The organism is Hyphomicrobium sp., from assembly GCF_036262015.1.
GTDB lineage: Bacteria > Pseudomonadota > Alphaproteobacteria > Rhizobiales > Hyphomicrobiaceae > Hyphomicrobium_C.
Genome location: NZ_DATAJR010000008.1, coordinates 854,891 through 864,241 on the forward strand (window position 1 = coordinate 854,891; position 9,351 = coordinate 864,241).

The window sequence follows — 9,351 nt, forward strand, 5'->3', positions numbered from 1 at the left end:
AGCGTCTGTAGCATTGCCACATTGAAACCGCGTATCCGGAAACAGCAATGTTCAAGCACATCCTGATTGCGACAGACGGATCGGAACTCTCGCGAGTTGCGGTCGATAAAGGCCTCGGGCTTGCGAAGGCGCTCGGTGCCGAAGTAACGGCCGTGACAGTGACGCCTTCCTGGGTCTCGATTGCACCGGCAGAAGCGGGGATGTCATTCCCGGTCGAAGACTACATCCGGGCGACCCAGGTAAGCGCGCAAGCGATACTCTCGCCGGTTGGAGCCGCTGCAAAGCAGGCCGGCGTCACATGCTCCTTGCTCCATGAGCCTGATCAGCTACCGGCGCAAGGTATTCTCGCTGCAGCGCAGGCGACAGGCAGTGACTTGATCGTGATGGCTTCGCACGGCCGGCGCGGTTTCAAGCGGCTGTTGCTTGGCAGCCAGGCGAACGAAGTCCTGACGCATAGCACCATACCCGTTCTCATCGTCCGCTAAGCGACGCTCGAAGCAATCGTGGGCTGTGCCGGTGGAACGCAAACCTGAAGAGGAGGCCGAAGTGATGCTCAATCGCAGACTTGGTTACATCATTAGAGATCAGGATCCGCTGGTGATGCGTGCCGACGAAACGGTGCACAACGCGGCGAAGGCAATGCGCGAGCGCCATGCCGGATCGGTGCTTGTCGTGGACGAACATCAGCACTTGATCGGCATTTTCACAGGCCGCGACGCTCTTAGAGTGCTCGCGGGAGGGGAAGGTCCGAAGGTCGCGCTTTCGAAAGCCATGACGCCCAATCCTCTGACGGTCGATCCGGACCAGCGTGCGATCGATGCGTTGCGCATCATGAGCGATGGCGGGTTCCGCCATGTCCCGGTCGTCGAACATGGGCGGATCTGGGGTGTCGTTTCGCGCGCGGATTTCAAGGGTATGGAGATCGATCGCTTGGACGAAGAGGAAGGTCTTGCCGAGCGCATCCGTTGAGCTGGGCGGTGTTCCAGACTGTTGAACTGCGAGACGCTAGAGGCCGAAGGGGTAGGTGTCGGGAACGCCTTCGAGTTGGGCCGTCTTGAACGGAGTGATGGCGCTTGTCCGGTCGATCCAAATATACTCGTCGAACTGTTGCGGTAGGTTTGCCTCGAAATAATGGCTCGCGAGTTCGCTTTCGGGGCGGTACACGACGCCAATAGCTCGCTGGAGGCGTGGCTTGGAAAGCCGCTCTCGGACATTCTCCTGCTTCTTTTGCTGCAACGGCAGAATGAATCCATAGGCATTGGTGAGGTGGAACATCCGCTCGTAGCTCTGTGGATGCGCAGGCCGTACTGCCATAATCTGCATTGGCGAATCCCAAGCGGCGGCAGCGGCCACCGTTCCATCGTTCGTGCCAAATCCGATGTGGTATGATTGACGGCCGAACTGCTGACGGCAAAGTTGCCCGATGTTGTGTTCGCCGCGCCAAGCCATCTCTGTCGCAGAGGCGTCTCCGACATGGGAGTTGTGAGCCCAAATCACGCCTTTTGACGTCTCCCCCTGGTGTTCGAGAATGTGCTGGAGCGTTTCGAACATATGGCTGTCGCGCAGGTTCCAAGATGCGCGCGATCCAAAATACATCTTGCGATAATAGCGCTCTGCATTCGCGACAAGACGGGCGTTCTGCGCGGCGTCGAAAAACGGTTCGCCATCTTGTTGCGTGTAGGCTTGCTGCCTCTCCAAAATATCAACCAGCATGCGGGCGACGTCGCCCTCGCAAGCGCGGTATTCATCAGATAGGACCGCGCGTCCGTATGCAGCTGGGTCTGCCTCCCATGGGCTCAGGCAGCCATAGCGATGACGTGCGACAGCTGCCAGTTCTGGATCGACGCTTTCGAGGTAGTGGGTAACCGACTTGATGGAGCCGTAGAGGCTGTAGAGATCCAATCCATAAAAGGCTGCGCGCTTTTCAGGTTCGCGGGCCGCATTAAAACCTCTCAACCACTCAATGAATTGGCGCGTCTCCTCATTGCGCCACATCCACGTAGGAAAGCGTGCGAATGCCGTCCACGGCGCTCTGGCGATGTGACGATCTCGGACATAATTGTCTACGCGCGCGGCGTCGGGCCAATCCGCCTCGATCGCAACGAAGCTGAAGCCCTTTTCAGCAATCAAGCGTTCTGTGATCCTGGCTCGTGTGCGGTAGAATTCGGACGTGCCGTGCGTGGATTCGCCTATGAGCACCACGCGAGCGTCGCCGATGCGGCGCAGCAATGGATCGAGTTCCGCTTCGTCGACCGAAACAAATGTCTCGGACGACTTGGCTATGAGGCCGGTGGTTGAAACGCTTACCGCAGGGCGCGTCTGGACCACACGTGGAGACTTTGTCTCCCACTCGCCTTCCGGGCTTTCCCATCCCTCCTTGCCAATGAGAGGGACAAAGCGAACATCAGCGATGTCTTCACGATCGAATTCATCTTCGTCCAGCCGCGTGACGCAGATGAGCTCTTGTGCGCGCGGATCGCTTCCCACAGGAATGACCATTCGCGCGCCGATCTTGAGTTGGCGAAGAAGCGATTTTGGAATGTCGGGGCCGCCGGCGGAGACGAGGATAGCGTCGAAGGGCGCGTAGTCGGCCCATCCTTGAGTTCCATCTGCGTGCCTGACATGCACGTTGTTATAACCGGCCGCCTGAAGGTTGACTGCGGCGCGCTCTGCGAGTTGGCCAATCCTTTCGACCGTGAAAACCTCTCCTGCAATTTCAGCCAATACAGCCGCTGCATACCCAGAGCCGGTTCCAATTTCGAGAACACGCTCTCCGCCTTGGAGCGCCAAGGCCTCCACCATGAAAGCGACGATGTAGGGTTGGGATATAGTTTGGCCTACGCCAATCGGCAGCGGACTGTCCGAGTAGGCGTTCTCCCGTATGTTCTCAGGCACGAATAACTCGCGGGGAACCCTGCGCATGGAAGTCAACACAAGCGGATTGCGTACGCCGCGAGCTTCGATCTGAAGCCTGACAAATTCCTCGCGGCGTCTATCCGCTTTGTTGCTCTTTGCCATCTCGCGCCACCGCGTCAGGAATAATTCTCTGTCGAGAGCCGGTGGCGAACCGTGAGCGAGGGGTCCGGCCAAAGCGACCTGATGTCTTCAGGAAGCTGGTTAATGATACGGCTTATTTCGCGGGGGTCGCAATGGCATGCGAGCAGTTTGAATACATCTCGCACGAGCCGGTCGGGTTCGTTGCGCTGCGGGTCAAGATCTGTCGCCACGTTTTCCAGAAAGGGGCGCTTAGCACGGGTGCGAAGCGGCATGAGGGAAGGCTGCCAGGATTCGTAGTAGAATCCTTGGATGATGTTCGGCAGCTGCGCGCCAAGGTCGACAGCTTCCTCACGTGGCAGCCGGTCCCGCAACCGATGTAAGACAACTCGTAGGACGCTCAACGCCTCTTCATTGTCTTCGAGTTCGGCATTGACCCGCAGTTCCCTGAGCCACTCTTGCGTTTTCTGAAGCGAGTTTTCGACTGACGCGGGAAGTGTCATGTAACTCTCCAGCTTCGGGGCATGGCCGACTTTTGCACCTAGCGCTTTGGCCAGTTCTAGACCCGTCTGAACTGCAACCTGTTCGAGATCTGAACCGTCGGTGGCGATAAGGATGTGATTGAACATGCTACCCTTGGGCTAGGTGCTGAGTGGCGCCATGTCCGTTGACCACATTATCCAGAGCCTTTTTGCCGCTCTCTGCGAGCGCGGAGTATTCCTCCTGATAGTCTCGAGACGCCTGAGAAAGGAAGCTTTGGTACGCGCTGAAGACATCCCACGGCGTTTTGCAAGTTACCAAGCGCCTTAGGAGCTTGATGTTTTCTGAGCTGCGCTTTTGCAGAAAATCGAGGTAATCGTTGCTCGTGTCTGCGAAGGCGGATTGAAGTTCTTCAGCTTGATGTGCGATGGGAGCCCATGGCTCGGGGAGCGCACCATTTTTCCAGACTGCACTTAAACTGCTCTGTGTGTTTTGCATTGCATATCTCCCAATAAGAAACACCAGTTTGAGGAGAAGTTAATCGGTAAGATGTTTTTGATATTGAGGTTTGATTGGAATCAATTCGAAAAGCGGTAATCATAAGCGGTTGATTGCGTTTACATTTCTAGAGTTGCGATTGATTGCATGTAGCGACTAGCGCAACGAAAAGTAGAATATGGGGGTATGTGCCCGCAGTGTGGAGCAAAGCACGCGCCGGCGACCTCGGTACCGTTGAGACGGTACAAAGCCGATCGAACAATCCATTTTGCAATGCGGACAGCGCTGCTGTTGTCGCCGAGCGGGTCTCAGCGCTGGGGTGTCTGCTGCGCCGCCTGGATGCTTTCGAGATAGTGTGCAAGTTCCAGGATGCGCAGGTGCGCGCGGTTGTAGCCGGGCTGGAAATCCTCGCCCTTCATACGCTCGGCATACTTCGGCATGTGCATGGTGTCGTGGCCGTCGACGGGCTGGTCACCGGCAATGATGTCGAAGACGCGTCGGAACGGAAACGCGCCGTTGTTGCGCTTGGGGATCTCGGTCAGGTCGTTGGGCTTCTTGAACAGCTTTTGGCCCAGGTCACCGCGGCCTTGGGCGTTGGTTCCGTGGCAGGCGGCGCAGCTTTCCTTGTATTCCTCGGCACCCTCTCGAATGATCGTTGTCCAGGCGTCCGAGCCGGCGGGGGCGATGCGCGTCTGCGCCGTCAAGATAGCGATCGCGAGCACGAGGATCGTGGCCACTTTTCCTATCCACGAATGCAGAGTTGGCGCAATGCTGCCAACATTTGCAGGAGCGGCACTGAGGCCGCCTGCAGGCTTGGTTCTGCGTGATGTCATGGCTGTCCTCCTTCAATATCCGGGATGCGGGAAAGTGTAGGGGGGAGTTCTCGCCCCATATTATGTGGAGCTTTGCGCGTTGTTGTTGAGGGGCGTCACAGAGGGCCGCTGCGGGCCGCGGTCGAGCGCAGACTGGTGTCAATGGGTGCGTTCTGACTGCACGATCAACGTGCGGAGGCGTCGCCGGTGCCGTCCCGGGCGGCTGACAGTTTCCTCGCTATCAAAGCCATTTGCTTAGGGAATGGCTTCGCAAGGAATGGACGGTCGCGAAGTGTCCTCCGCTCCTGTCGATCTGCACCGTGTTCTGCGGCTTGCAACTTGGATCGGAGTGTCGACCGCTGCGCAGCGCTCGTGCCGTTCATTGACCCCGCTCAAAACCACGGTCCCAAAAAACCGTAGATTTGCGATCCAGATGAGTTCGCTGAAGGACGTAAGCCGCTTCTCCGCACCAAAGCGTTCAGCCTCGAAAAGCTCAAGACAGATCTTGGACGCGAAAAGCTCGCGGGCCTGACGCGCGAGCGCCTCATCACCTACGCCAAGACGCGCGCAAAACAAGGCGCTGGTGCCGCCACGATCGGCATGGACATCGGCTACATCCGCACGATCCTCGTGCACGCCGCTGCTGTCCACGGCATCGATGTCCCGGTCGAGCAAGTGAACTTGGCGCGGGTCGCGCTCCGCAGGCTCAGCCTCGTTGACAAAGGCAACGAGCGCGACCGCCGGCCAACACAAGCCGAGCTGGTCGCATCATTGCGCTCCACGATGACAACCCGCGGCAGGCGATCCCCCTCGGACGGATCGTTAAATTCGCAATCGCAACTGCGATGCGTCAGGAAGAAATCTGCACCCTGCTCTGGGCCGATTTCGATCGTGCCACGAGCCTCGCCACGGTGCGCAACAGGAAGGATCCGCGCCGCAAATCTGGCAACCACCAGAAGGTTCCGCTTTTTGACGCGACGGGGTACGACGCAATAGCTCTTCTAAACGAGCAGCACGCGCTCAATCTTGGTGGAGACCGCGTCTTACCGACTTGGGCGAGATCTTGGATATGCAAGTCTATTATGAATGCGAATGTCGTCGTGGTGTCGACCAGTACGGCGTCGACGCTCTTGCCACGGCTGATCTTGCCCTCGGTCTCGACAGCCCAGGTTTCGGCCTCCGACTTCAGCCGAAAGCAGCGCGAGGCGCGTTGACCTTGCGACGGACCTGCACTCGCCAACGGCCCGAGGGTAGCTTATCGAAGGATGCCATGGTGCCGATATGGGTAAGGACTGACGTGCACAAAGTGTGCACACGGAAGCTGCGAAAAGGCGGCTAGAGGTGAGAACAGAAGCGAACAAAATTGTGCATGTTCTCGTTCATGCACACTGAGAGAACATGGAAATCTGTGCGATACCAAGCCCATAGGTTCTGTGTCGCTCCTATTGATGGGAAGGAGCGACCGGGCTTAGCTAGACAGGAGAAGTGACGCCGGTCCGCACACATACGCGGTGGCGGAGGGATACCCCATCGACAACATCGCCAGCACCGGCGTCACGGGGGAAACGATGAAGCAAGGGATGGAAGCGCTCAATGGCGTGATGAAAGACCGGCAGGGTTAGATGAGAAACCGCATGTCGCGTTGTGGATAGAGTGGTCTGCGGCGCTATTTGATGGAGGGCACCCTGCGCAATAGGGGTGCGGCGTCTACATTGGCGAGCGACAGCAAGTTCATGACGCTGCGGGGCCCCAGGCCGCATTTAGCCAACAGCAACCGCTCCTGCAGGCGATTGGGGGCATAGGTGAACGCAAGTGGGCATTCGCGCAACGCATCGGACGCAGCATAGTGAAAGCCCAAAGCGTGGCAGACGTCGAGGACCAGAGGGAGTTTGGTTCTTATTCCCGCTATGGAGAGAAGGAGAATGGCGGGGTAACGCGCAGCGACGGCAATGACATCGGAAGCGGGCATCTTGAGCAGGGTGGACATCTTGGTGACGGTGGCGAAGAGGGTGTCGGCGCGGTAGCCGGCCAGACCCGGCTTTTTGAGGATCATTTTCTTCCATGTGTCGGTTCGGATGCTCAATGCGGCTGATGAAGCCTGGATATTGCTCCTGATCGTATCGGGAGACATGGCGAGCAGCTGCGGCGCGCGGCGCAGGACGGTCATTGCCGTTGAGGGGCTTGTTTCAAACAATTCCGCGAACGCGCTGACCTTTGCCAGAAGGGTAGGGGCTGGCGTCGCCATCAGTGACGGCGACCGCTTAACAATCTTGACGTAGACGGGCATCTGCAAATGAAGCAGAGCAATGGCCTCACGGATATTGAACGCAAGCGTTTCCGGACTACTTCCCAGCAAGAGGATGTGGCGCCGGATCATCGCGATGGCGGCTTTGCGTTCGATGTGTAGTTCTCCGGCCAAAGTTACGATCAAGAGCTCAACGCCATCAGGTGTCGCGTTGGCGATGCGAGGGTTTTTCAGAATCTTCTTGATGTACGACCGCCACGGCATTCCAAGCAGCGCGGCATTGTCGGTGAACTGGGTTTGGACGGATGCGGGAGAGCGACGTATGAATGTCGGAACAGTAAGGAGGAACGGCTGGAGTTTACCAGTGGAGAGTTTCAGCAACCTCATCAGGCCGGCGACGTTGGTGACGACGGATTCGGTTGCCCTTTCTCCAAGCAGCGGGGCTTGGGCAATCAGGTGATCAAGGTCTGAAGGCGTGAAGCTGAACCCGAGCCTGCGGTTGAGTTCCTTGACGTGACACGCGATGCGTTCACGGTGGTTGACCGGGATGCTGCTCACCCAATCAGGGTAGAGTGATGATGAATGCAGGCCAAGTGGAGTGCAAATATTTGAGGCTGATTATCATCGCTTGGCGAACAGGGTGCCCCGCTCCTTGTTGGCAATGCGCCAGGCGTGGCATTTGACCTTGATCCACGCTTGGTTCTTTCCGGAAAGGTAAGGCTGCGTTTTTAGCTTCGACACGATCCCTTCCATCCCCAATGCGTCCAGCCGCTCAAGAAGCTTGTCCGGATCGTCGTGGCTCGTGGAGAATTGTAGTTCGGGTATGGCGGCTTTGCTCAGCAGCTTTTCCAGCGCGCGGCATCGCTTCACAAGCGGCAAGGGACGTAAGTCCTTGCCATTGAGCTCCATGATGTCGAAGCAAAAGCAGACGAGGGAATGTAATTGACCGCCTGTGAGCGCGCGGAAATCGGGTATCCCCTTGGCGTTCAGCGCGACCAGCTCCGCATCGATAATGGCCGATAAGAGCAGGCAGCAGCGAAAGTGGCGCAAGCATGGGCTTGAACCGGGGCAGCCACTTCCCGTTGCGGGAATAGATATAGACGTCCTGATCCCGCTTGTGCAGCTGCACGCGGAACCCATCCCATTTGATTTCATGGACGTATGCATCACCGACAGGGGGTAATACGCGTTGGACCGGTTCGGACGGCTTGATGAAGCGGAAGGTGCTCATCAACCGAACGTCGTCATTCCATGGGGGGCGGGTCAAGGGAGGAAACCCGGCTGCTGAAGGATGATGGGGAAGCAGCCGGGTTGGGTTGGGCGGGGGATACGTGGCGCCACACCATGCTTTTGGAAGGGGGGTCTCTTCAACATGCCGGGACCACGGGGGGAAGATTGTCCTTGGGCGCGGACCGCGGCAACTGTGAGATGCGATACCCGTTGCGTTTGATTGAAAAACCACCGGCTAAGGTATGCGCAGAGATGTGCAATTGTTGCCCACGCTGTACGCAATCCACTTTCAGATGCCAGAGGAATACGCGATGAAAGGGTATGAAGAGAGTGTCCTTTTTGTTGGTGCTGTCCTGTCTGGCGATAACGGGTTGCAATGAAACGAACTCCGATCGCTATTCTTACTACCCATTGACCATGGATGAAGGGACGATCGTACGGGGCTGCGACGGTTACTCCCTTGGCACGGTGCGCATGGACAACGCGAACGGCACTTCAGCGATGTGCATCGCGGCGAATGAGGGATGCAATGACACGCGTGAACCGGGTTGCGGCGAAAGACGGTTCGTTGGCAGCAGCGATATCAAGCGAAGGCGCGCTGGGTTGCTGTGCTGCGCCAACATTGGATACAACGTGTGCAGGCGTACTTCCACGAAATGGCGGCTTGTGTCAGCGTTGGGCATGATCGCCGATGTTCCCCCGTTCTATGTGCGCTTCCTCAAATCGGTGTTTTCGGGGGAATCTTCAGGCAAACATCAACTGGACCAAAGAGATGCCGTAGCGAAGGAGGCAACTCCCGGAAGATTGCTTCCGGTTGTTGAACCGAAGCGCCTGCAGGAATCGACGACGGCTCTTCTTGCGCTTCCTGCGCCTCAATCCTTGGAGCCGGATGCCCTGTCGCTCCCCAACAGGGATCATTTGCGGCGGGTGGTGGCGGACGCCGATCATGTGCAAGAGGATGCTCGGGAAGGCGTGGATGAGATTTACGACGATGTTCTGGAAGAGGGATACCAGAACGCATGGCAGGAGCATCCGCGTCGGAGGATGGGGCTTCTGACACCGGGTGGCAGGAGCAGATAGCGTATCATTCAG

General features: G+C 57.8%; 11 protein-coding genes and 1 pseudogene. 4 read left to right on the plus strand and 8 right to left on the minus strand.

Translation table 11 applies throughout. From position 1 onward, the window contains the following. Positions 1-47 precede the first annotated feature (47 nt). Together VHO05_RS12520 and VHO05_RS12525 are read left to right on the plus strand one after the other, a co-directional pair. Entirely contained in the window at positions 48-485 is a 438-nt protein-coding gene (locus VHO05_RS12520; protein ID WP_329646911.1) for a universal stress protein, read from the plus strand. Positions 486-549: 64 nt separating this feature from the next. Then, positions 550-969 carry a cyclic nucleotide-binding/CBS domain-containing protein gene (locus tag VHO05_RS12525; protein ID WP_329646912.1) on the plus strand — a complete coding sequence of 140 codons (420 nt, stop codon included), beginning with the start codon at positions 550-552 and terminating at the stop codon, positions 967-969. 36 nt (positions 970-1,005) lie between these two features. On the opposite strand, the gene VHO05_RS12530 is transcribed toward VHO05_RS12525, so the two are convergent. From VHO05_RS12530 to VHO05_RS12550, 5 genes are all read right to left on the minus strand, one after another. Continuing rightward, the gene (locus VHO05_RS12530; protein ID WP_329646913.1) at positions 1,006-3,018 is read right to left on the minus strand and encodes a protein-L-isoaspartate(D-aspartate) O-methyltransferase; all 2,013 of its coding nucleotides are present in this window, start codon (positions 3,016-3,018) and stop codon (positions 1,006-1,008) included. A 14-nt stretch (positions 3,019-3,032) separates the two neighbouring features. Then, positions 3,033-3,623, minus strand: coding sequence for a DUF2267 domain-containing protein (locus tag VHO05_RS12535; protein ID WP_329646914.1), 591 nt, complete (start codon positions 3,621-3,623; stop codon positions 3,033-3,035). 1 nt (position 3,624) lies between these two features. After that, positions 3,625-3,972, minus strand: a complete 348-nt coding sequence (locus VHO05_RS12540; protein WP_329646915.1) for a phasin family protein — start codon at positions 3,970-3,972, stop codon at positions 3,625-3,627. A gap of 308 nt (positions 3,973-4,280) precedes the next feature. After that, complete coding sequence (locus VHO05_RS12545) at positions 4,281-4,805, minus strand: c-type cytochrome (RefSeq protein ID WP_329646916.1); 525 nt, start codon at positions 4,803-4,805, stop codon at positions 4,281-4,283. 234 nt (positions 4,806-5,039) lie between these two features. Continuing rightward, positions 5,040-5,537 (minus strand): hypothetical protein, encoded by a 498-nt coding sequence (locus tag VHO05_RS12550; protein WP_329646917.1) that lies wholly within the window; start codon positions 5,535-5,537, stop codon positions 5,040-5,042. Between the two features lie 92 nt (positions 5,538-5,629). On the opposite strand from VHO05_RS12550, the gene VHO05_RS12555 reads away from it, so the two are divergent. Continuing rightward, positions 5,630-5,998, plus strand: a complete 369-nt coding sequence (locus VHO05_RS12555) for a hypothetical protein (RefSeq protein ID WP_329646918.1) — start codon at positions 5,630-5,632, stop codon at positions 5,996-5,998. 452 nt (positions 5,999-6,450) lie between these two features. On the opposite strand, the gene VHO05_RS12560 is transcribed toward VHO05_RS12555, so the two are convergent. The 3 genes and pseudogenes from VHO05_RS12560 to VHO05_RS20260 form a co-directional block, all read right to left on the minus strand. Then, positions 6,451-7,587 carry a hypothetical protein gene (locus VHO05_RS12560; protein ID WP_329646919.1) on the minus strand — a complete coding sequence of 379 codons (1,137 nt, stop codon included), beginning with the start codon at positions 7,585-7,587 and terminating at the stop codon, positions 6,451-6,453. Between the two features lie 63 nt (positions 7,588-7,650). After that, complete coding sequence (locus tag VHO05_RS12565) at positions 7,651-8,079, minus strand: hypothetical protein (protein ID WP_329646920.1); 429 nt, start codon at positions 8,077-8,079, stop codon at positions 7,651-7,653. A gap of 19 nt (positions 8,080-8,098) precedes the next feature. Next, positions 8,099-8,260: pseudogene (locus tag VHO05_RS20260) on the minus strand (hypothetical protein); the annotation flags it as partial. Positions 8,261-8,580: 320 nt separating this feature from the next. On the opposite strand from VHO05_RS20260, the gene VHO05_RS12570 reads away from it, so the two are divergent. Beyond that, entirely contained in the window at positions 8,581-9,339 is a 759-nt protein-coding gene (locus VHO05_RS12570) for a hypothetical protein (protein ID WP_329646921.1), read from the plus strand. Positions 9,340-9,351 lie beyond the last annotated feature (12 nt).

Bases quoted from the DNA above. Each gene is read 5' to 3' on its own strand.
- VHO05_RS12520 (WP_329646911.1), top strand. From the start codon at position 48: ATGTTCAAGCACATCCTGATTGCGACAGACGGATCGGAACTCTCGCGA.
- VHO05_RS12525 (WP_329646912.1), top strand. From the start codon at position 550: ATGCTCAATCGCAGACTTGGTTACATCATTAGAGATCAGGATCCGCTG.
- VHO05_RS12530 (WP_329646913.1), bottom strand. From the start codon at position 3,018: ATGGCAAAGAGCAACAAAGCGGATAGACGCCGCGAGGAATTTGTCAGG.
- VHO05_RS12535 (WP_329646914.1), bottom strand. From the start codon at position 3,623: ATGTTCAATCACATCCTTATCGCCACCGACGGTTCAGATCTCGAACAG.
- VHO05_RS12540 (WP_329646915.1), bottom strand. From the start codon at position 3,972: ATGCAAAACACACAGAGCAGTTTAAGTGCAGTCTGGAAAAATGGTGCG.
- VHO05_RS12545 (WP_329646916.1), bottom strand. From the start codon at position 4,805: ATGACATCACGCAGAACCAAGCCTGCAGGCGGCCTCAGTGCCGCTCCT.
- VHO05_RS12555 (WP_329646918.1), top strand. From the start codon at position 5,630: ATGCGTCAGGAAGAAATCTGCACCCTGCTCTGGGCCGATTTCGATCGT.
- VHO05_RS12570 (WP_329646921.1), top strand. From the start codon at position 8,581: ATGAAGAGAGTGTCCTTTTTGTTGGTGCTGTCCTGTCTGGCGATAACG.